A 20,079-nucleotide genomic window follows, 5' to 3' on the forward strand; every position below is an offset into this window, starting at 1 on the left:
GAACCTCCTCGCAGTCCTGCTGCACTCGCCGCCGGGCCGGGACCCGGCATCAAGATCGAACACGCGTTCTATCGAACGCCCGTGCGAATGTGTACCACCTCCCACCGACAAAAATCGAGCGACACGGCGTGTCCATCGAACAGATGTTTGAAATCGTCGTCCCGGCGGGCTAACGTCGTTGACCAGGGCGTCTGCTGCGCGGACGCCGCCGGTGCCGTGGGCGGGGAAGATCGTCCGCCACCGGCGAAGACACGCGAAGTCGGTCCGGGCGACCGGACGCACTGGGAGGCGACGCAGGAGATGAAGGAGCGAGACGGTGGCTAAGGAGAGCAAGGCGGGGAACGCGCCTAGGGGCTCGGGCAAGGTGCGCGCCTTGCCCGAGGTCTACGAGGTGGACGAGACCCTGACCGTGCGGCAGCAGCAGGTGCTCGACGTGATCAAACTGTGGGTGAGCCGGTTCGGCTACCCGCCGAGTGTGCGTGAGATCGGCGAGGCGGTCGGGCTGACCTCCACCTCGTCGGTGTCGCACCAGTTGCAGGCCCTGCAGCGCAAGGGTTATCTGCGACGCGACCCGAACCGCCCGCGTGCGGTGGGGGTGCTCGCCACGACGGACGACAACCCGATGGGCATCGACGTCGAGCAGCCGCAGTCGGCCGCGAAGGCCGCGTACGTACCGCTCGTCGGCCGGATCGCGGCCGGTGGCCCGGTGCTGGCGGAGCAGGCGATCGAAGACGTCTTCCCGCTGCCGAGGGAGATCGTCGGCGAGGGTGAGCTGTTCCTGCTCAGCGTCACCGGCGACTCGATGGTCGACGCCGCCATCACCGACGGCGACTGGGTCGTCGTGCGCCAGCAGCCCACGGCCGACCCCGGCGAGATCGTGGCGGCGATGATCGACGGCGAAGCGACGGTCAAGACGTTCAAGCGCAAGGACGGCCACATCTGGCTGATGCCGCACAACGAGGCGTACGAGCCCATCCCGGGTGACGACGCCACGATCCTCGGCAAGGTCGTCGCCGTTCTTCGCAGGCTGTAGCCCGGAGCCGGAGCACGCCGGGATCCCGGGTCACCCGACCCGGGTCAGGCTCGGCAGCTTCGGCAGCCTCACTCGGTCAGGCGCGCCGCTTGCGCAGCCTGCCGACCAGGAGAAGGCCGCCGATCACGACGATCGCGGCGATACCGACCTGCACGTACGGGAAGTCGGCCCCCTGGCCCGTGCCACCGGCCGCGGAGGTCCCGCCCGACGTGCTGCCCTCGGCTTTCGCCGCGTCCACGGCGAGTGCGGCCGCGCCCTTCACCGCCCGGATCTGCTCGCCGACGCCCTCCCCGCCGGACAGCAGCGTCCCGTCCGGATCGAAGGCGATCGCCTCGCCCTGTTTCTCGTTCGGCAAGGGCACGCGCACGGGTTCACGCTGCAGCGCGCTCTTGAGGTCTCCGTCGGTGACGGCGTAGAGGTAGGCGTCGGTGTAGGTACGCAACGCGACCACCGAGCCGTCGGCCATCGAGGCCGCGCCGGTGACGGTCATCGAGCCGATGGATCCGACGGGACCGCCCGGAGTCGAGGTTTCCTTGATCTGTAAAGACCCCACGTTCTCCAGCGGAGTCGGGCCGGGACTGGCGAGCGGTCCTGTCGGCCGGTAGACCTTGGAGCTGCCGAAGGGGTCCTTGGTGATCAGGTACGGCGTGCCCGAGCGGTCCATGATCAGCGCTTCGACGTCGTGCTGCCCGTCGGGATAGGTGAGCCGGTGCAGTGTCGCTTTGCCCTGCGGTGTCAGCGAGATCAGCGCGACCGTGTCCCGCTTCTTGCGGTTGTCGCCGGTGTCGGAAAGCCAGAAGGTGCCGTCCGCGGTACGGGCGAGGTCCTCGGGGTCGTACGGGTCCGTGGCGGCCGAGACGACCTTCTGGACCTTGCAGTCGCGGCCGAGGACGAAGACCTGCGTCTTGGTTCCGCCGTCGTTGAGGGCGTACAGACGCTCGCCGTCGGAAACCAGCCCGGAAAGCTCGCTGAGCCGGGAGTCGCTGTTCTTGCACACCGGCTGCGGCGCCGGGACCTCCTGCGCCAGGGCGGGAGCCGCCCCGCCGATGAAGGCCGCCAGCACGACCGTCGCCGCGACAATCCCCCGCACATCCACCTCCGTACCGTGGAACCCCTGAAGCCCCACACTACGGAGACGTCCGGGGCGGCGCGCAGTTCGGTGCGAACGCCGAGTTGGGGCGGAATGTCGTGAAGGCCACTTTCAGTGTTGAGCGTCGAACTCCTCCAGCCATGCCCGGAAGTCGGCCGGGCCGTGCAGGTAACTCGACGGCGAGGCCATCAGGTCGGCACCGAACAGCCGGCTGAGTGCCTGCAGGACCAGTTCGTCCTCGATCCGGATGCCGTCCTCGACCATCCAGGGGCGGGCCCAGTCGTCGGCTTGCGCAGGCGTGATCGCGCCCTCGGCGAGGGCCCGCAGCACTTCGCGAACTTCAGCACGAGACGGCACAGTCACGAATTCACCACCAACAGCAGGAGGCCCCCTTCACCGCGTCCAGCGCGATGAAGGGGGCCTTCACGTACTTGCCTACAGGGCCGAGCCGTCCGTCTGGAAGTCGCTCAGCGCCGCGGCCAGCTCCGGCCTGCCGCGGACGACCAGCCGCGTACCGGTCTCGACGTGCTCTTCCTCCAGCACCTCGCCGTCGGCGTGGGCGCGGGAGACGAGTTCGCCTCGCGAGTACGGGATCAGCACCTCGACCACGACCTCCGGCCTCGGCAGCCGCTCCGCGATCACCTCGGCCAGCTCCGTGATGCCGGTGCCGGTCCGCGCCGACACCTGCACCGAACCGGCCAGCTGGTGCCGCAACCGGGCCAGCGACACCTCGTCGGCGGCGTCGGCCTTGTTGATCACCAGCAGCTCCGGCGGGAGCGGCTCGGAACGGCGCTTCGTGATCTCGGCGAGCACTTCGCGCACCGCGTTGACCTGCTCCTCCGGCGTCGGGTCGGCCCCGTCGACGACGTGCACGAGCAGGTCGGCGCTCGCCGCCTCCTCCAGCGTCGACCGGAACGCGTCCACCAGCTGGTGCGGCAGGTGCCGGACGAAACCGACGGTGTCGGTCAGCGTGTAGGTGCGGCCGTCGGGGGTCTGCGCCCGCCGGGTCGTCGGATCCAGCGTGGCGAACAGCGCGTCCTCGACCAGCACCCCGGCGCCGGTCAGCGCGTTGAGCAGGCTCGACTTGCCGGCGTTGGTGTAACCGACGATCGCGACGCTCGGCACCTCGTTGGCCACCCGGCGACCGCGTTTGGTCTCGCGGATGGTGTCCATCGCGGCGATCTCGCGGCGCAGCTTGGCCACGCGCTTGTTAATCCGGCGGCGGTCGGTTTCGAGCTTCGTCTCACCGGGACCACGCAGACCCACACCACCGTTGGCGCCACCGGCCCGGCCACCGGCCTGCCGGGACAGCGCCGCACCCCACCCGCGAAGCCGCGGGATCAGGTACTGAAGCTGGGCCAGCTCGACCTGTGCCTTGCCCTCCTTGGAGCGGGCGTGCTGCGCGAAGATGTCGAGGATCAGGGCGGTGCGGTCGATGACCTTCACCTTGACCTTCTCCTCCAGCTGGCGCAGCTGACCGGGCGAAAGCTCACCGTCGCAGATCACCGTGTCGGCACCGGTGGCCGCCACGATGTCCCGCAGCTCCTTGACCTTGCCCGAGCCGATGTAGGTGGCGGGATCCGGGCGGATCCGCCGCTGCACCAGGCCTTCCAGCACCTCGGAGCCGGCCGTTTCGGCCAGTCGCGCGAGCTCGGCGAGCGAGGCCTCGGACTGGAGGGCGCTGCCCTCGGTCCACACACCGACCAGAACGACGCGCTCCAGGCGCAACTGCCGGTATTCGACCTCGGTGACATCCGCGAGTTCGGTGGACAGGCCCGCTACCCGGCGGAGCGAGGCGCGGTCCTCGAGCTCCAGTTCGCCGGTCGATGGGTCCATGTCGTCGTTCAGATCGTTGTGTGTCAGTTCCGTCATCGTGCCTCCATGGTCCCACGTTTCGGCGGCGGGACCGAATTCATTACCTGCTGGGATACTTCGACAGGTAGATGGCCGTGCGTTTCGCTTCCGGGTCGGCCGGCCGGGAGATGAAGTCGTCGACGAGCTCCATCAGCCGTGTTTCGAACTCGGCGATCTGCTCGTCCGGTACCTGGACGACCAGGCGCGTCTGCTGCACCTCGTCGAATCCCACCTCGGCGATCTCGGCCAGATAAGCCTCGAAGATCGCCTGATCGATCCCCCTGTCGCGGGAATCAAGATGCCACGACAACCCGGTCGAGCGATACGGAATTTCTTTCGCACCGCGCGTGCCGCGTCGCGGCGGGAGCGCTTCGAGGAACCCTGTGTCGACGAGCTTGCGCACATGGTGCAGCGTCGTCGCCGGGTCACGATCGAGCCGTTCGGCGAGTTCCTTGTTGGTCAGCGCCTCGGAGTAGGTCAACCGGATGATGCGCAGCCTTATTCCGGAGGCCATCGCGGCGATCTCGGCCTCGGTGGCGGCGCGTCGTGGAGTGGGCACCGGGACAGCCTAGAGCGATAAGTGATTGACAGTTTCCAATCACTCACGCCAAGGTGGCGTCGTGCGCAGAGACTCCCTCTTCTTCCACGCGGACTTCCGGCGGCTCTGGGCGGGTGACACGGCCAGCCAAATGGGGGCTTTCGCCGGTCACACGGTGATTCCCCTGCTCGCGGCCACCGTGCTGGCCGCGACGCCGTTCCAGATGGGACTGCTGACCGCGGCCGAGACCGTCGCGTTCCTGATCATCGGGCTGCCCGCCGGGGTGTGGGTCGACCGGATGCGGCGGCGGATGCTGATGCTGCGGGCCGACTTCGTCCGCGCGGCGTTGCTGTTCACCGTTCCGCTCGCCTGGTGGGTGGGGGTCCTGTCGCTGACGCAGCTGATCGTGGTCGCCACGCTCGTCGGCGTCGCGACGGTGTTCTTCGACGTCGCCTACCAGTCGTATCTGCCGTCGCTGGTCGGCCGGGAACACCTGCTCGAAGGCAACGCGAAACTCCAGGCGAGCCAGTCGGTCGCGTTCCTGACCGGACCGGGTGTCGGCGGCGGGCTCGTGCAGCTGGCGGGCGCGGCCAACGCCGTCCTGATGACCGGGGTGGGCTTCCTGACCTCCGCGCTCTGCCTGCTGCGGATCCGCACCGTCGAAGAAGTTCCCGAGCAGCATGAAGACGCGAAGCTGCTCCCCCAGATCGCCGAGGGACTGCGGTTCGTGTTCACCGACGCGGCTCTGCGCTCGATCGTCGCCTGCACCGCGACGGCCAACCTGGCCAACGGAGCCTTCACCACCGTGCAGATCCTGTTCCTGAACCGGGAACTCGGCCTGTCACCGGCGATCATCGGCGTCGTGCTGGCGACCGGTGGCGTGGGCGGGATCATCGGGGCGATCCTGGCCGGGCGCATCACCCGGCGGATCGGGCAAGCCCGCTCGATCTGGTTCGTCCCCTTGCTGACCTGGCCGTTCCACTTGCTGCTGCCGCTCGCCGCGCCGGGCTGGCGGATCGTGCTGTTCCCCGCGGCGCTGGCGATCGCGGGGTTCGGGATCATCGTCTACAACGTCGCGCAGGTGTCGTACCGGCAGGCCGTCTGCCCGGACCGGCTGCTCGGCCGCATGAACGCCAGCGTGCGCTTCGTGGTGTGGGGGATGCTGCCGCTGGGCGGGCTGATCGGCGGTGTGCTCGGCGAGGCGATCGGGATCCGGGGAACGCTGTGGTTCGCCGCGGCCGGAGAGGCGGCCGCGGTGTTGTGGGTGGTCTTCTCGCCGATCCGGAAACTGCGCGACCTGCCGCGCGAACCGATCGCGGTCGGCTAACCGAGCCCGGCCCACCAGGTTTCGTCGAGTTCGCCGCGCGCGACGATCTCCGCCGGCCCGGTCAGCGTGGATCCGCCTCGGCGGACCTCGACCACCACGCGGCCGCCGGGGATGTCGACGGTCGCCTCACCGGTGTCGGTGCCCGCGAGGTGCAGGGCGGCGGCGACCGCGGCGACCGTGCCGGTGCCGCAGGACCGCGTCTCGCCGACGCCGCGTTCGTGGACGCGCATCTTCAGCGCGTCTTCGCCCAGCAGGTTGATGAACTCGAGGTTCACGCCGTCGGGGAACACGTCGGAGTCGAAGTCGGGCTGGTCGCGCAGATCGAGCACGTCGACGTCGTCGTCGACGACCGACACCAGGTGCGGATTGCCGACGTTCACCGCGACCCCGGAGAACGGCTTGCCCGCGACCACGGTGACCGAGGTGCCGGTGATCGTCGCCGGTCCCATCTGCACGGTCACCGAACCGTCCGCGTGCATCCGCACCGGCCGGTCACCGGCGCGGGTGCCGATGACGAAGTCGCGCTCGGACACGAGCCCGGAATCGACGAGGTGGCGGACGAAGACGCGGACACCGTTGCCGCACATCTCCGCGATGGACCCGTCGGCGTTGCGGTAGTCCATGAACCATTCGCCCTCGGACTCGACCCCCAAGGCGGCCGAGCGCACGACACGAAGCACACCGTCGGCACCGAGACCACGCTGACGGTCGCACAACGCGGCCACCCGCGCTTCGGTCAGCTCGAGGCGGCCGTCGGGGTCGGGAAGCAGCACGAAATCGTTCTGTGTGCCGTGTCCCTTGAGGAATTCGATGCCGCCCATGGCCCCAAGATTACTGGGCCACCGCTTCGAGGACGCGTGCGGCCAGCCGCTCCGAACCGCCGTCGAACCAGCGGATGCGCTTGTCCCGCCGGAACCAGGAACGTTGTCTCCGCACGAACCTCCGGGTGGCCTGCGCGGTGGCCGCCGAGGCGGCCTGGAAGTCGCCGTCGCCGTCGATGGCGGCGATCACCTGGTGGTAGCCCAGTGCCCTCGACGCGGTGAGCCCGTCACGGAGTCCCCGGCCCAGCAACGTCCGGACCTCGTCGACCAGTCCGGCCTCGAACATGAGCTCCACCCGGCGATCGACGCGGACGTCGAGTTCCGCCGGTTCGCGGTCGATGCCGATCAGGACGGTGTCGTAGCGCGCGGGTCCCGGTTTCGGCAGGTTCGCCGAGAACGGTTCGCCGGTGATCTCGATGACCTCCAGCGCGCGCACGATCCGGCGGCTGTTGGTCGGCAGGATGGCCGTGGCGGCGACGGGGTCCAGTTCCGTGAGCCGGGCGTGCATCGCGGCGACCCCGATTTCGTCGGCTTCGGCGGTCAGCCGGGCACGCACGTCCGGATCGGTGCCCGGGAACTTGAGGTCGTCGAGCACGGCTTGGACGTACAGCCCCGACCCGCCGGCGAGGATCGGCACGCGGCCGGCGGCGAGGAGTTCTTCGATGCGTTGACGTGCGTCGCGCTGGTACGCGGCGACGGACGCCGTCTCGGTGACGTCGAGGACGTCCAGCAGGTGATGCGGAACGCCTCGCCGCTCCTCGACGGTCGCCTTGGCCGTCCCGATGTCCATCCCGCGGTAGAGCTGCAGCGCGTCGGCGTTGACCACCTCACCCCCGAGGGTGAGGGCGAGTTCGACCGCCAGCGCGGTCTTCCCGGTCGCCGTGGGCCCGACGACCGCGACCGGCCGGATCACGCGTGTTCCCAGACCGCGACGTGGTAGCCGACGCCGAACGGCGCGGCCGAGTAGAGGACCTCGGCCGTCCAGTCCCCGTCCGCCGCCAGACCGGCGAGGACCTGCCAGGGCACGCGGCCCCCGGCCCCGAGTTCGGCGGCCAAGGCGGGGTCGAGCGCGGCCAGCGCCTCCGTGTCGGCCTTGGCCAGTGCGTCGCGGACCCCGGCGTCGAAACCCTCCGCGCGCGCGTCCTCACCCCCGGGGGAACGGGGCCCGTGCCTGCTCGAACCGTCGCCGAGAACGAGCACCGCGGGGTGGTCCCCCACCGCACGGGCGAACTGTTCGCACTGGTCGGCGGGAGTGGCGGGATCCACGAGGTGGACCCGGACGGACGACGCGCCGCCCTGTTCACGAAGCCAGCCGGCGACGAGCGCGGGCAACGGCAGCTCGGTTTCGGGCGCCGTCACCCGGCTGAGTGAGACTCCGAGGTCGACGCCGAAACCGCGGAAAGAGCCGCTCGCGTGTTCCGGCACTTCGGGCGCGCCGGCGGCCGCGCCGATGACGACCCAGTCCGGCGAAGCACTGGTCAGGCGCCTCGCCGCGGCGAGGCAGGCTTCGCGCAGCTCGGCGCACTCGTCCGCCGCTCCGGCGGCGAGTTCGGGGATGAGCAACGGGGGCTGCGGGAGCATGGCGACACGGCGGATCACGGCCGCCGACGTTACCTTCCCCGCCTCCGGAGACGGGCAACCGACCGACACAGGGGGTCCACCGGAAGTAGGATCACTGCCCTCTGGTGATTCATCCGGTTCCACGGTGGACGCTGAGCTGCTTGAATGCCGCAAGGGGTTGATACCCCCGAAGCAAGACGGCAACGCATTACCCGGCCCCGCCGCTAGGCGGGGCGCCCGCGCCAGCGGGCGTACAGGCGATAAGGAGCCTGCGATGGCCCAGGAGAACACGTCCACCGGTACCCCGGCACCGCACCCGGTACCGCACGCGCTCGGTGGCGGGCATCCCGCACCCCCCGTGCCGCCCGCCGAGCCCAGCCCGTCCGCTTGGGGCAGGGTCGACGAAGAAGGAACGGTCTACGTGACCACACCCGACGGCGAGCGCGCGGTCGGTGTCTGGCAGGCCGGGAGCCCGGACGAGGGTCTGCTCCACTACGCGCGCCGCTTCGACGACCTGCGCACCGAGGTCGAGCTGCTGGAGACGCGGCTGGAGTCCGGCGCGGGCGACCCGAAGCACGCGCTGGCGACGGCCACGCAGCTGCGTGACGGCCTCGCCGAAGCCGCCGTCGTCGGCGACATCGCCGCGCTGAACGGCCGCATCGAGCAGGTCATCGCCCACGCCGAGAAGGCGCTGGCCTCGGCCAAGCAGGAGCGTGAGGAAGCCCGCGCGGCCGCCGTCGTCCGCAAGCAGGCCCTCGCCGACGAGGCCGAGAAGCTCGCCGCCGAGTCGACCCAGTGGAAGGCGGCCGGCGACCGGCTGCGCGCGATCCTGGACGAGTGGAAGACCGTCAAGGGTGTCGACCGCAAGACCGACGACGAACTGTGGAAGCGGTTCTCCAAGGCCCGTGAGGCGTTCAACCGCCGCCGCGGCTCGCATTTCGCCGAGCTCGACAAGCAGCGCGCGGGCGCCAAGCACCGCAAGGAAGAGCTGATCGCCGAGGCCGAATCGCTCTCGGAGTCGTCGGACTGGGGCGAGACGGCGGGTCGCTACAAGGACCTGATGACCGAGTGGAAGGCCGCCGGCCGGGCCCCCAAGGACAGCGACGAGGCGCTCTGGCAGCGGTTCCGCGCCGCGCAGGACAAGTTCTTCGCCCGGCGGTCCGCGGTGTTCTCCGAGCGGGACGCCGAGTTCGCGACCAACGCGCAGCAGAAGGAAGAACTCCTCGTCGAGGCCGAGAAGATCGATCCCGCCTCGAACCTGGAGGCGGCGAAGCAGCACATGCGGCGCATCCAGGACCAGTGGGACGAGATCGGCAAGGTCCCGCGCGAGCGCATCCGCGAGCTGGACGGGCGGCTGAAGGCCGTGCAGGACGCGATCAAATCGGCCGAGGACAGCAAGTGGCGGCGCACCGACCCGGAGGCGCAGGCCAGGGCGGCCCAGTTCCGCGAGCGGGTCGAGCAGTTCGAGTCGCAGGCGGCCAAGGCCCGTGCGGCGGGCGACGAGCGGCGCGCGAAGAAGGCGGACGAGCAGGCCGCGCAGTGGCGTGAGTGGCTCGAGGCGGCGGAGGCGGCCATCGCGGACCGCTGATCCGGGTCCGTCCGTGAAGGCCTCCTTTCCTACCCTGAACGTAGTGAAGGAGGCCTTCACTACGTTCAGGCGCCGACCTCTCGGCTGAGCGCTTCCGCGCGTCTTGTGATGGTGCAAGTGGGACTCGCGGTAAGGCTCCGGCAAGATGAGGGGAACTCCGAGGGACTCTGGGTCCCTCAAGGAGTCCTTCACGGCCCACGGCCGGCCTTCGCGGGCCAGCAGGTCGCCTGTCACTCCACTGTGGAGGGATGGCTAGCACCTTCGTGCGTATTCGAGCGCTCTCCGCGCTCAACCGTGGTCGACTTCGATCATGAACCAGACACTGATTCCCCCAGTACGCCGGGCGTTCGCCGCCCTGGCGATCAGTTGTGCTCTGGTGGCCGGGCTCGCCCCGGCCGCGTCGGCGACGGCTGCCCCGGCACCTGCCCCGGTCTCCGCCGAAGCGGGCAAGAAGAAGGTCAAACTCGACGCCTCCCTCAGCAAGAAACAGGTCAAGGTCAACGAAAAGGTCACCCTCAAGGGGACGCTGAAGGCCCTGGAAGGCGCAGACGGGACGGACAGCCTCGAAGCGATCATCGTGCAGCAGCTTCAGGGCAGCGTGTGGGTGAACATCGCCGACACCACCTGCCGGCCCAACTCGACGTTCTCGCTGAAGCTGAGCTTCTCCCTCAGCGCGGTGATCACGCTGCGGGCCTACCACCCCGAAACGACGCTCTACGCGAGCGCGTACACGTCCAGCAACCTCACCTTGCGCGTCGGCTAACTCCGCGAGAAGGCCGCACGCATCCAGTAGATGGCCAGCGCGACGGTGGCGATCCAGGCGACGAGCAGCCCGATGCCAGGACCGCCACCGGCCGCGCCGGTCGCGTTCGAGGACTGCTGGGACCAGATCGCGAGCATCCCGTCGACGGAGGCGAACCAGCCGCCCGCGGCGCAGACCCAGGCCAGCCACCAGCGGCGGGTCACCAGCGTGACGGCGCCGACGAACACCCCGATACCGGTGGAGGTCGCGGCGAACAGCTGCGGGATCCCGCCGCCCCGGCCGAGCAGCACCTCCCAGCCGGCGTGCTCGCCGACCCAGGGCAGCAGCTGGGCGATCAGCAGCACGAACACCAGCACGGCGATGGAGAACCCGCGCCTGCCCAGCTCGATCGTCTTGGCCGCGCGCTCACCGACTTCGTCGATCTCCGCGGCGAGTTCGTCGATCTTCGGTTCGGTCACAGCGCACACCCGCTCACCGGTTCCGGCGTGACGGCCGGGGCGCCGAAGCCCGGCAGGCCCAGCGTCACACCGTTGGTCTTCGGCCGGAGCCCGGCCTCGGAGTTGTCGCCCGCCTTGGTGCGGCGGTGCGACAGCAGATCACCGTCGGCGACGAGGTGGTGCGGGGCACCGTAGGTCACCACGGTCTCGACGACGTCGCCCGGGCGCACCAGGCGATCCACCTGCGGCCCCGTCGGCGTGAAGTGGACGAGCCTGCCGTCACGGGCGCGGCCGCTCATCCGCTGCGTCTCGGTGTCCTTGCGGCCCTCGCCGGAGGCGACCAGCAGCTCGACCCGCCGCCCGACGATCTTCTTGTTCTCGTCCCAGGAGATGTCGTTCTGCAGTTTCACGAGCCGTTCGTAGCGCTCCTGCACGACCTCCTTCGGCAGCTGCCCGTCCATCTCGGCGGCGGGCGTGCCCGGCCGGATCGAGTACTGGAAGGTGAACGCGCTGGAGAACCGCGCCTGCGCGACGACGTCGAGCGTCGCCTGGAAGTCTTCCTCGGTCTCGCCGGGGAAGCCGACGATGATGTCGGTGGTGATCGCGGCGTCGGGCATGGACTCGCGCACGCGGTCGAGGAGCTTGAGGTAGCGCGCCGAGCGGTAGGACCGCTTCATCTCGCGCAGCACCCGGTCCGAACCGGACTGCAGCGGCATGTGCAGCTGGTGGCATACGTTCGGCGTCTCGGCCATCGCGTCGATGACGTCCTCGGTGAACGCCGCCGGATGCGGCGAGGTGAAGCGGACGCGCTCCAGCCCGTCCACCGAACCGCAGGCGCGCAGCAGCTTCCCGAAGGCGAGCCGGTCGCCGAATTCGACGCCGTACGAGTTCACGTTCTGGCCGAGCAGGGTCACTTCCAGCACGCCTTCGGCGACGAGCGCCTCGACCTCGGCGAGGATCTCGCCGGGACGGCGGTCGCGTTCCTTGCCGCGCAGCGCCGGGACGATGCAGAAGGTGCAGGTGTTGTTGCAGCCGACCGAAATCGACACCCAGCCCGCGTACGCCGAGTCGCGTTTCGCCGGGAGCGTCGAAGGGAAGGTCTCGAGCGATTCGAGGATCTCGACCTCGGCCTCGGCGTTGTGCCGCGCGCGCTCCAGCAGCGTCGGCAGCGAACCGATGTTGTGCGTGCCGAAGACGACGTCGACCCAGGGCGCGCGCTTGACGATCTCGCCGCGGTCCTTCTGCGCGAGGCAGCCGCCGACGGCGATCTGCATGTCCGGCTTCGCGGTCTTCTGCGGGCGCAGATGGCCGAGGGTGCCGTACAGCTTGTTGTCCGCGTTCTCCCGCACCGCGCAGGTGTTGAACACGATCAGGTCGGGTGTGGCCTCGCCGTCACCCGGAACGTAGCCGGCGTCCTCGAGCTGCCCGGCAAGACGTTCGGAGTCATGCACGTTCATCTGGCAGCCGAAGGTGCGGATCTGGTAAGTGCGCGCGCTCATCTCGCCTTCGAGGGTACGCGGGCGGGGTTCCATGGCACGATCGACCCTCATGAGGAGACCAGGGGTGCTCGCGGTGGTGATCGCCGTGGTCTGTGCCCTGGTCACCGGGTGCGGCCCCGATCTGTCCGGGACGAAGGTGCGGATCGCGGCGGGGCTCAACGGCGGCGTCTACGACAAACTGGCCGAGGCGCTGGCCGACGCGTGGGCCGCGCAGCTCGACACCGAACGGCCCGTGATCCAGGAGACGCACGGCTCACCGGACAACGTCGACCGGGTGCGCGCGGGGAAGGCCGACGTCGCGTTCGTGGCCGCCGACGTCGCCGCCGCCGACAAGAACGCCGGGCTGGCCGCGCTGGCCCGCGTGCACGACGACTACCTGCACGTCATCGTGCGGGCCGACTCGTCGATCAAGTCGTTCGCGCAGTTGCGCGGGCACAAGGTCGCGATCGGCTCGCCGGACTCGGGGGTCGAGTTCCTGTCGAAGCAGCTGCTGAAGGCGTCCGGGCTGACCGGCGCGATCGACCGGCGCAACCTGGGCCTTCCCGAAGCGCTGCCCGCGCTGGAGAACCGGCAGATCGACGCCGTCATCTGGTCGGGTGGCCTGCCGACGCCCTCGATCACCGAGAAGGTGCACACGGTCGGGCTGCGGCTGCTCGACATCACCGACCTCGCGGACGCGCTGCGGGCCACCAGCCCGGTGTACCGGACGGCGACCATCCCGGTGACCGCCTACAACCTGCCGTCGCCGGTGACCACGCTCGTGCTGCCGAACTTCCTGGTGGTGCCCACGTCGATGCGCGACGACCTCGCCGAGGCGCTGGTGCGCGGGCTGTTCGACGCACGGGATCAGCTGGTCAAGGCGGCCGGGGCGGCGTTGTCGATCGACGTGCACCCCGCCATCGAGACCGCTCCCCTGCCGCTGCACCCGGGCGCGTTGCGCTACTTCCGGTCACTCAAGGACTAGCACTGTTCAAGGGCAGGGTCACCGTCACCTGGAGACCGCCACCTTCGGGTGAACCGAGCCGCAGCGAACCGTCCGATCGGGCCAGGATCTCGGTGACGATCGCCAGGCCGAGGCCGGAGCCGGGCACGTTCTGATGCGCCGTGCTGCGCCAGAACCGGTCCGCCGCGCGCTCCAGCTCGTCGTCGCGCAGGCCGGGGCCGTGGTCGCGGACGGCGATGTCCACCTTCCCGTCGGCGGTAGTGACGTCGACCCGCACCTCGGTCCCCGGTTCGGTGAATTTGAGCGCGTTGTCCAGCAGCGCGTCGAGGACCACTTCGAGGCCGCGCGCGGGCGTGAGCACCCTCAGCCCGCCGCCCAGCCCGGACGCGACCAGGGTGATGTCGCGTGCCGCGCCGACGACGGTCCAGTCGGCGACCCGGGCCCCCACCATCTCGTCGAGACCGACCGGCACCAGTTCGCCGCCCGAGGCTTCGGCCCGGGCCAGCGACAGGAGCTCGTCGAGGATCTGGTTGAGCCGTCGCGCGTCGACGAGGGCGGCTTCGAGGTCCGCCGCGGCCAGGTCGTCGTCGACGTGCCCGTCGAGGTTGCCGAGCCGGATCTTCAGCGCGGTCAACGGGTTCCGCAGCTGATGGGAGGCGTCGGCGACGAACGCGCGCTGCGCCGACAGCGCCTCGTCGACGCTGGCGGCCATCCGGTCGAAGGAGCGTTCGAGCTGCCGCAGTTCCGGCGGCCCGCCCGTCTCCCCGACCCGTTTGACCTCGCGGCCGCTGACCACCGAGGCGACCAGTTCGCCGGTGGCGTCGTCGAGCCGGCGGACCGGGCGCAGGATCCAGCGCACCACCGGCACCGCGATGAGCAGCGCGAGCCCGAACGCCAGCACCGCCCCGCCGCGATGAGCAGCCACCACCAGAGCAGTTCGGTGCGGGCCTTGCTCGTCGAAGAAACGGTGATCACCGCTCCCCGCACCTCGCCGTCGATCAGGATCGGCTCGGCCAGCACCAGCGGCTCGGTGGACCACGGCAGCAGCAGCGGTCCCGGTTCCGAACGGCGTCCCGCCAGCGCCTGCTGCAGATGCGACGCGATGGCGGGGTCCTTGAGGTCGATCCCGGGCGTATCCCCCGGCCCTCTGGCGACGGACTCGCCGTCCTGGTCGACGATCGCCACCGGCACCCCGTAGACCTCGGTGTAGCGGCGGAGTTCGTCCTCGATCAGGTCCGGCCGGTTCTCCACCAGCGGGCGCTGGGCCAGCGACGCGAACCGGGAGGTGTCGGTGAGCCGGTCGAGGAAGAGGTCGAGCTGCGCACTGGCCGCCACGCTGAGCGAGAGCGGGATGCCGAGGCCGAACACGAGCGCCGCGACCAGTGTCAGCACGATCGCCTGGAGCCGGACGCGCACCGGCTCAGCCCTCTTCGGCCGGGCCGTAGGCGCCGCCGAGGCGGTACCCGACGCCGCGGACGGTCTCGATCAGCGCGGGCCTGCCCAGTTTGGTCCGCAGGGTGGCGACGTGGACGTCGAGCGACCGGCTCTCCGCCGGGCCGCGGTGCCCCCAGACCTCGTTCAGCACATGGTCGCGGGCGCAGACCGCGCCACGGGCGGAGACCACCAGCGCGAGCACCTGGAATTCCTTGCGGGACAACGAAACCGGCTGCCCGTCGACCTGCACCTCGTGGCGCCCGATATCGACCGAGACATCACCCGCCTGGATGACGCCCGGCGGTTCGGGCGCGGCAGGCCGCTCGCCGCGGCGACGGCGCACGGCCTCGACGCGGGCGACCAGCTCGTCGACGTCGTAGGGCTTCACCAGATAGTCGTCGGCGCCGGACCGCAACCCCTGGATCCGGTCGTCGACCTCGCCCCGCGCCGAAACGACGATCACCGCGACGTCGCTGACCGCGCGGATCCGGCGGCACAGCACGATCCCGTCGATATCGGGGAGCCCCAGGTCGAGCAGCACGACGTCGACCTCGTGCACCAGATCGAGCACCCCGGCGCCGGAGGCCAGGCGTTTGATCGTCAGGCCGCGCCGGGTCAGCGCGGGCGTCAAGGCGCCCGCGACCCGGTCGTCGTCCTCCACCAGCAGTACCCGCACCCGTGTTTTCCCTTTCACGTCGTCCCCGCACCGCGACGACTTGAAGAACGACTCTATGGGGTGAGTCACCCCTCGCGCCGCCCGTCCCAGCCCGGTGAGGGACCCGTCGCACGCGGTAATGGTCACGATGCGTCACAGATCTGTTGTGACCCCGGTTACGGGATACCCCTGCCTTGTCTAGGCTGATCAGCGCCGGACGGCGGCGGATCGGGCCGTCCGGTGGCTTGAGAACGATACGGACTTGAAACCCTAAGTATTGGTCAAGCCGTCTTTACAAGCGGTCCGACGGGAGTAGGTTTCCGCCATCGCGTGGTGCCTGACCCCGCAGTCCCCTGCAAACGAACGCTCCTGGAGGCCAGATGACCGCGGAGGTGGCGGCGCCGATGATCAAGGCGGCCGCCGTGAACAAGTACTTCGGCGACCTGCACGTGCTCAAGGAGATCAACCTCGAGGTGCCGCGTGGGCAGGTCGTGGTCGTGCTCGGGCCGTCCGGGTCTGGCAAGTCGACGCTGTGCCGGGCGATCAACCGGCTGGAACCCATCAACTCCGGCGAGATCGCGGTGGACGGTGTTCCGCTGCCCGCCGAAGGAAAGGCGCTGGCCGCGCTGCGCGCCGACGTCGGCATGGTGTTCCAGTCGTTCAACCTGTTCGCGCACAAGACGATCGTCGAGAACGTCATGCTCGCGCCGATGAAGGTCCGCAAGGTCAACTCGGCCGAGGCCCGCAAGACCGCGATGGACCTGCTCGAACGAGTCGGCATCGCCAACCAGGCCGACAAGTACCCGGCGCAGCTTTCCGGCGGGCAGCAGCAGCGTGTGGCGATCGCCCGCGCGCTGGCCATGCGCCCCAAGGTGATGCTGTTCGACGAGCCGACCTCGGCGCTGGACCCGGAGATGGTCCAGGAGGTCCTCGACGTGATGACCACGCTCGCCAAGGACGGGATGACGATGCTCGTCGTCACCCACGAGATGGGCTTCGCGCGGCGCGCGGCGAACCGGGTGGTGTTCATGTCCGACGGCGAGATCGTCGAGGACTCCACCCCGGACGACTTCTTCACCAAGCCGAAGACGGATCGCGCCAAGGACTTCCTCGGCAAGATCCTGACCCACTGAGGTCTTCCCCGCCGGCCGGTATGGCTGGACAAGATTCGGAAGGAAACTGAGAACAATGCGGTTGAACCGAGTTCTGCGAATGAGCGCGGCCGTCGTGGCGGCCGGGCTCGCCCTCTCCGCCTGTGGCGGCGGCGGGTCGGACGCCGGCAGCGGCTCCAGCGGCGCCAAGAACGTCGTGGCGAAGGCCAAGAACGACAAGAAGCTCGTCATCGGCATCAAGTTCGACCAGCCCGGCCTCGGCCAGAAGCAGGCCGACGGCACCTACGCCGGCTTCGACGTCGACGTGGCGAAGTACATCGCCAAAGAGCTCGGCGTCGAAGAGTCGGGGATCACCTGGAAGGAAGCGCAGTCCGCGCAGCGCGAGGACCTGATCAAGAAGGGTGAGGTCGACTTCATCGTCGCCACCTACTCGATCACCGACAAGCGCAAGAACGAGGTCTCCTTCGCGGGCCCGTACTTCATCGCCCACCAGGACCTCCTGGTGCGCGCCGACTCCACCGACATCACCGGCCCGGAGTCGCTGACCGGCAACAAGAAGCTCTGCTCGGTCAAGGGCTCCACCCCGGCGCAGAACGTCAAGGAGAAGTACGCCAAGGAAGTCCAGCTCCAGGAAGTCGGCAAGTACACCGACTGCGTCACCGCGCTGCTCAACAAGACCGTCGACGCGATGACCACCGACGACGTCATCCTGGGCGGCTACGCCGCGCAGCAGCCCGGCAAGCTGAAGCTGGTCGGCAAGGGCTTCACCGACGAGAAGTACGGTGTCGGCCTGAAGAAGGACGACGCCGAGAGCATCACCGCGATCAACAACGCGATCAAGAAGATGCAGCAGGACGGCGCGTGGAAGGCCGCTCTGGAGAAGAACGTCGGCCCGTCGGGCTACAAGATCCCGGAGCCCCCGGCCATCTCCTGACCCCAGGCTCGCTGAGCCGCTGAACTGAAGGAATCGAACGGTGCGCCGTGTACCGCGGCGCACCGTTCCCATACCGAGGCTGGGTTGAGCACCTTGTTCGATTTCCTCGACAATCCCAATTACGACTTGCTCGGCGCCTTCTGGATGACGATCAAGCTGACCTTCTTCTCCGCGATCGGTTCCCTGATCTGGGGCACGATCCTGGTGGGGATGCGGGTGAGCCCGGTTCCGATCATGCGGGCGTTCGGCACCGCCTACGTCAACATCTTCCGGAACACCCCGCTGACGGTGATCATCGTCTTCACGTCGCTGGGATTGTCCTCCACCCTGGGGCTCAATCTGGCCTCGTCGGAATCGACGACGTCGTTGGAGGACAACTTCTTCCGGCTCGCGATCCTCGGTTTCGTCGCCTACACCGCGACATTCGTCTGTGAATCGTTGCGGTCGGGTATCAACACCGTGCCCGTCGGCCAGGCAGAGGCAGCACGCGCGCTGGGGCTCGGCTTCTTCCAGGTGCTGACGCTGATCGTGCTGCCGCAGGCGTTCCGGTCGGTGATCGCGCCGCTGACCAACGTCATGATCGCCCTCCTGAAGAACACCACCGTCGCCTCGATCATCGGTGTGGCCGAGGCATCACTGCTGATGTCGGAGATGGTGGAGAACGAGTCCGACTCGCTGCTCCTGGTCTTCCTGCTCTTCGCCGCCGGATTCGTCATCCTGGTCCTCCCCCTCGGCCTCCTGTTGGGCTGGGTCGCCAAGAAGGTCGAGGTCAAGCGATGAGCTCGCAGACCGTTCTCTACGACATCCCCGGCCCCAAGGCACGAGCGCGGAACTGGCTCTACAGTGTTCTGTTCGTCCTCGTCCTGGCGCTGGTCATCTACTACATCTATGTGGGCTTCGACGAGAAGGGGCAATGGGCGGGCGCGCTCTGGAAGCCTTTCGTCGACGGAACGACATGGACGCAGTTCCTGCTTCCCGGTCTGCTCAACACGCTGAAGGCAGCGGCGCTGTCGATCGTGATCGCGTTGCCGATCGGTGCGCTGCTGGGCATCGGCCGGTTGTCGGACCACAAGTGGATCCGAGTCCCGGTCGGCGCGGTCGTCGAGTTCTTCCGGGCGATCCCGGTGCTGCTGCTGATGGTCTTCGCCGCGGCGTTCTACGCGTTCTACACCGACATCGACGCCGAGATCCGCCCGCTGTTCGCGGCGGTGACCGGTCTTGTGCTGTACAACGGTTCGGTCATGGCGGAGGTGTTCCGCGCGGGCATCCTCTCCCTGCCCAAGGGCCAAGGTGAGGCCGCGTCCGCGCTGGGCATGCGCAAGACCCAGATCATGATGACGGTCCTGCTGCCGCAAGCGGTCACCCTGATGCTGCCCGCGCTGGTGAGCCAGCTGGTGGTCATCCTCAAGGACACCGCGCTGGCCGGTCAGCTGACCATCGGTTTCGACGAGCTGATCCGGGCTTCCGGTCCGCTCACCGGTCTCTACGGCAACACGATCCCGACGCTGATCGTCGTCGCGATCATCTTCATCGTGCTGAACCTGCTCCTGAGCTGGTTCGCGTCGTGGCTGGAGAACAAGCTGGCGCGGCGGAAGAAGGCTCCGAAGGGTGCCAAGCCGGTGCACTCCGCACCGTCGAGCGTGGTCATGCAGCGCGACGACGCGAGCGGTGGCGCACTGTAGCTCCGTAAGTACATGAAGGCCCCCTTCCTTGCGCCCAGGTGCAGGAAGGGGGCCTTCATGTACTTCGGGATAGGCCTCTTGGTCCTGTCGGGACTGTGACCTCGTCGGCTAACGTCGGCCGTATGGCGGACCAGGCCGCGACGCTGCTCGAAGCGCTGCCGGACCTGGCGAGCAGGTCGGTCCTGGTCGTCGGGTGCGGCGATGGCCGCTACCCGCGCCTGCTCCGGAAAGAGGGTGCGCGCCGCGTCGTCGGCGTCGACGCGGACCAGACGTTGATCGCGGTCGCGCAACGCGAGGAGGAACGCGACCCCGTCGGGATCTCCTACGAGGTCCACCAGCTCGCCCGGCTGCCGGTGATGGGGGCCTTCGACGTCGTCCTGGCCTTCCTGGACTCCCCCGCCCATCTCGGTCGCGTCGCCGCGAGCCTGGTGACGGGAGGGCTGCTGGTGGTCGTCGCCACGAACGGGCTCAACCTGGAAGAAGGTTTGCGGGACAACGGTTTCCAGGACCTCGTCCTGCGCCGCCACGAGAGCGGCGACGTGCACAGCGCCCGCAAGACGGACTGAGTCGCGCACCCTGGTGTCGAGCCAGGCTGGCCGGGGCTATGAATCCCGGCCGGTCGCCGGACCGTGCGCGTCTGGCGGTATGGGACACACGGACCCCACACCGCCGCACCGGTACGACGGAACAGGTTTCCCCGCCGTGCCGGGGCGTAGCGCGTGTGGGAGTCGAACCCACGTCACCGGGGTGAAAACCCGGTATCCCTTCCGCTGGACCAACGCGCCTTGGCCTGGAACACAGTCCGGCAC

20 protein-coding genes, 1 tRNA gene and 1 pseudogene are annotated in these 20,079 nt (G+C 69.1%); 10 read left to right on the forward strand and 12 right to left on the reverse strand.

Annotated elements, in window-relative coordinates; translation table 11 throughout:
• The first annotated feature begins 316 nt into the window (after positions 1 to 316).
• Positions 317 to 1,033 carry a transcriptional repressor LexA gene (gene lexA / locus MJQ72_RS05085; RefSeq protein WP_037343289.1) on the forward strand — a complete coding sequence of 239 codons (717 nt, stop codon included), beginning with the start codon at positions 317 to 319 and terminating at the stop codon, positions 1,031 to 1,033.
• A gap of 76 nt (positions 1,034 to 1,109) precedes the next feature.
• Here the strand turns inward: lexA and MJQ72_RS05090 are convergent, their stop codons facing one another.
• The 4 genes from MJQ72_RS05090 to MJQ72_RS05105 all read right to left on the reverse strand — a co-directional run bounded on the left by MJQ72_RS05090 (position 1,110) and on the right by MJQ72_RS05105 (position 4,536).
• Positions 1,110 to 2,123 carry an esterase-like activity of phytase family protein gene (locus tag MJQ72_RS05090; RefSeq protein WP_240597982.1) on the reverse strand — a complete coding sequence of 338 codons (1,014 nt, stop codon included), beginning with the start codon at positions 2,121 to 2,123 and terminating at the stop codon, positions 1,110 to 1,112.
• 111 nt (positions 2,124 to 2,234) lie between these two features.
• Entirely contained in the window at positions 2,235 to 2,486 is a 252-nt protein-coding gene (locus MJQ72_RS05095) for a hypothetical protein (protein WP_240597983.1), read from the reverse strand.
• A 72-nt stretch (positions 2,487 to 2,558) separates the two neighbouring features.
• A complete protein-coding gene (gene hflX / locus MJQ72_RS05100) occupies positions 2,559 to 3,995 on the reverse strand; it encodes a GTPase HflX (protein WP_240597984.1) in 1,437 nt (478 codons plus the stop codon).
• A 43-nt stretch (positions 3,996 to 4,038) separates the two neighbouring features.
• Positions 4,039 to 4,536 carry a transcriptional regulator gene (locus MJQ72_RS05105; RefSeq protein WP_240597985.1) on the reverse strand — a complete coding sequence of 166 codons (498 nt, stop codon included), beginning with the start codon at positions 4,534 to 4,536 and terminating at the stop codon, positions 4,039 to 4,041.
• Between the two features lie 61 nt (positions 4,537 to 4,597).
• Here MJQ72_RS05105 and MJQ72_RS05110 point away from each other — a divergent pair, with 61 nt between their 5' ends.
• On the forward strand, positions 4,598 to 5,842 hold the full coding sequence (locus MJQ72_RS05110; protein ID WP_240597986.1) for an MFS transporter: 1,245 nt from the start codon (positions 4,598 to 4,600) through the stop codon (positions 5,840 to 5,842).
• Here MJQ72_RS05110 and dapF read toward each other — a convergent pair.
• Genes dapF through MJQ72_RS05125 form a run of 3 tightly spaced genes read right to left on the reverse strand, consistent with a single transcriptional unit; the run spans position 5,839 to position 8,262 of the window.
• Positions 5,839 to 6,663, reverse strand: a complete 825-nt coding sequence (gene dapF / locus MJQ72_RS05115) for a diaminopimelate epimerase (RefSeq protein WP_240597987.1) — start codon at positions 6,661 to 6,663, stop codon at positions 5,839 to 5,841. The two genes, MJQ72_RS05110 and dapF, sit on opposite strands and share 4 nt — an antisense overlap.
• Before the next feature lie 10 nt (positions 6,664 to 6,673).
• Complete coding sequence (gene miaA, locus MJQ72_RS05120) at positions 6,674 to 7,576, reverse strand: tRNA (adenosine(37)-N6)-dimethylallyltransferase MiaA (protein ID WP_240597988.1); 903 nt, start codon at positions 7,574 to 7,576, stop codon at positions 6,674 to 6,676.
• Positions 7,573 to 8,262, reverse strand: a complete 690-nt coding sequence (locus tag MJQ72_RS05125) for a class III extradiol dioxygenase subunit B-like domain-containing protein (RefSeq protein ID WP_240597989.1) — start codon at positions 8,260 to 8,262, stop codon at positions 7,573 to 7,575. Before MJQ72_RS05125 ends, miaA begins: the two co-directional genes overlap by 4 nt.
• A gap of 235 nt (positions 8,263 to 8,497) precedes the next feature.
• Here MJQ72_RS05125 and MJQ72_RS05130 point away from each other — a divergent pair, with 235 nt between their 5' ends.
• Both MJQ72_RS05130 and MJQ72_RS05135 read left to right on the forward strand, forming a co-directional pair.
• Positions 8,498 to 9,811 (forward strand): DUF349 domain-containing protein, encoded by a 1,314-nt coding sequence (locus tag MJQ72_RS05130; protein WP_240597990.1) that lies wholly within the window; start codon positions 8,498 to 8,500, stop codon positions 9,809 to 9,811.
• Between the two features lie 310 nt (positions 9,812 to 10,121).
• Positions 10,122 to 10,574, forward strand: a complete 453-nt coding sequence (locus tag MJQ72_RS05135) for a hypothetical protein (protein ID WP_240597991.1) — start codon at positions 10,122 to 10,124, stop codon at positions 10,572 to 10,574.
• Here the strand turns inward: MJQ72_RS05135 and MJQ72_RS05140 are convergent.
• Positions 10,571 to 11,032 (reverse strand): hypothetical protein, encoded by a 462-nt coding sequence (locus MJQ72_RS05140; protein ID WP_240597992.1) that lies wholly within the window; start codon positions 11,030 to 11,032, stop codon positions 10,571 to 10,573. The genes MJQ72_RS05135 and MJQ72_RS05140 overlap by 4 nt on opposite strands.
• Positions 11,029 to 12,543: a tRNA (N6-isopentenyl adenosine(37)-C2)-methylthiotransferase MiaB gene (gene miaB / locus MJQ72_RS05145; protein ID WP_240601256.1), complete on the reverse strand. Its 1,515-nt coding sequence runs from the start codon at positions 12,541 to 12,543 to the stop codon at positions 11,029 to 11,031. Before miaB ends, MJQ72_RS05140 begins: the two co-directional genes overlap by 4 nt.
• 16 nt (positions 12,544 to 12,559) lie before the next feature.
• Between miaB and MJQ72_RS05150 the strand changes: the two genes are divergently transcribed.
• Positions 12,560 to 13,474 (forward strand): TAXI family TRAP transporter solute-binding subunit, encoded by a 915-nt coding sequence (locus tag MJQ72_RS05150; RefSeq protein WP_240597993.1) that lies wholly within the window; start codon positions 12,560 to 12,562, stop codon positions 13,472 to 13,474.
• On the opposite strand, the pseudogene MJQ72_RS05155 reads toward MJQ72_RS05150, so the two are convergent.
• Both MJQ72_RS05155 and MJQ72_RS05160 read right to left on the reverse strand, forming a co-directional pair.
• Positions 13,464 to 14,869: pseudogene (locus MJQ72_RS05155) on the reverse strand (sensor histidine kinase). The gene MJQ72_RS05150 and the pseudogene MJQ72_RS05155 overlap by 11 nt on opposite strands.
• A gap of 4 nt (positions 14,870 to 14,873) precedes the next feature.
• Entirely contained in the window at positions 14,874 to 15,563 is a 690-nt protein-coding gene (locus tag MJQ72_RS05160; RefSeq protein WP_240597994.1) for a response regulator transcription factor, read from the reverse strand.
• A 383-nt stretch (positions 15,564 to 15,946) separates the two neighbouring features.
• Between MJQ72_RS05160 and MJQ72_RS05165 the strand changes: the two genes are divergently transcribed.
• The 5 genes from MJQ72_RS05165 to MJQ72_RS05185 all read left to right on the forward strand — a co-directional run bounded on the left by MJQ72_RS05165 (position 15,947) and on the right by MJQ72_RS05185 (position 19,836).
• The gene (locus MJQ72_RS05165; protein WP_007029281.1) at positions 15,947 to 16,675 is read left to right on the forward strand and encodes an amino acid ABC transporter ATP-binding protein; all 729 of its coding nucleotides are present in this window, start codon (positions 15,947 to 15,949) and stop codon (positions 16,673 to 16,675) included.
• Positions 16,676 to 16,754: 79 nt separating this feature from the next.
• Positions 16,755 to 17,588 (forward strand): glutamate ABC transporter substrate-binding protein, encoded by an 834-nt coding sequence (locus tag MJQ72_RS05170; protein WP_240597995.1) that lies wholly within the window; start codon positions 16,755 to 16,757, stop codon positions 17,586 to 17,588.
• Positions 17,589 to 17,672: 84 nt separating this feature from the next.
• Positions 17,673 to 18,368, forward strand: coding sequence for an amino acid ABC transporter permease (locus MJQ72_RS05175; protein WP_240597996.1), 696 nt, complete (start codon positions 17,673 to 17,675; stop codon positions 18,366 to 18,368).
• Positions 18,365 to 19,270: an amino acid ABC transporter permease gene (locus tag MJQ72_RS05180; RefSeq protein WP_240597997.1), complete on the forward strand. Its 906-nt coding sequence runs from the start codon at positions 18,365 to 18,367 to the stop codon at positions 19,268 to 19,270. Before MJQ72_RS05175 ends, MJQ72_RS05180 begins: the two co-directional genes overlap by 4 nt.
• A gap of 122 nt (positions 19,271 to 19,392) precedes the next feature.
• Positions 19,393 to 19,836, forward strand: coding sequence for a class I SAM-dependent methyltransferase (locus MJQ72_RS05185; protein ID WP_240597998.1), 444 nt, complete (start codon positions 19,393 to 19,395; stop codon positions 19,834 to 19,836).
• A gap of 147 nt (positions 19,837 to 19,983) precedes the next feature.
• Here MJQ72_RS05185 and MJQ72_RS05190 read toward each other — a convergent pair.
• Positions 19,984 to 20,055: transfer RNA gene (locus tag MJQ72_RS05190), tRNA-Glu, on the reverse strand.
• Positions 20,056 to 20,079 lie beyond the last annotated feature (24 nt).

Source organism: Amycolatopsis sp. EV170708-02-1 (assembly GCF_022479115.1).
Taxonomy (GTDB): Bacteria; Actinomycetota; Actinomycetes; order Mycobacteriales; family Pseudonocardiaceae; genus Amycolatopsis.

Excerpts from the sequence above, each read along its gene's own strand:
- MJQ72_RS05135 (WP_240597991.1), top strand. The coding sequence starts at position 10,122 with ATGAACCAGACACTGATTCCCCCAGTACGCCGGGCGTTCGCCGCCCTG.
- dapF (WP_240597987.1), bottom strand. The coding sequence starts at position 6,663 with ATGGGCGGCATCGAATTCCTCAAGGGACACGGCACACAGAACGATTTC.
- MJQ72_RS05165 (WP_007029281.1), top strand. The coding sequence starts at position 15,947 with ATGATCAAGGCGGCCGCCGTGAACAAGTACTTCGGCGACCTGCACGTG.
- MJQ72_RS05180 (WP_240597997.1), top strand. The coding sequence starts at position 18,365 with ATGAGCTCGCAGACCGTTCTCTACGACATCCCCGGCCCCAAGGCACGA.
- MJQ72_RS05150 (WP_240597993.1), top strand. The coding sequence starts at position 12,560 with ATGAGGAGACCAGGGGTGCTCGCGGTGGTGATCGCCGTGGTCTGTGCC.
- hflX (WP_240597984.1), bottom strand. The coding sequence starts at position 3,995 with ATGACGGAACTGACACACAACGATCTGAACGACGACATGGACCCATCG.
- MJQ72_RS05130 (WP_240597990.1), top strand. The coding sequence starts at position 8,498 with ATGGCCCAGGAGAACACGTCCACCGGTACCCCGGCACCGCACCCGGTA.
- MJQ72_RS05170 (WP_240597995.1), top strand. The coding sequence starts at position 16,755 with ATGAGCGCGGCCGTCGTGGCGGCCGGGCTCGCCCTCTCCGCCTGTGGC.
- miaB (WP_240601256.1), bottom strand. The coding sequence starts at position 12,543 with ATGGAACCCCGCCCGCGTACCCTCGAAGGCGAGATGAGCGCGCGCACT.
- MJQ72_RS05185 (WP_240597998.1), top strand. The coding sequence starts at position 19,393 with ATGGCGGACCAGGCCGCGACGCTGCTCGAAGCGCTGCCGGACCTGGCG.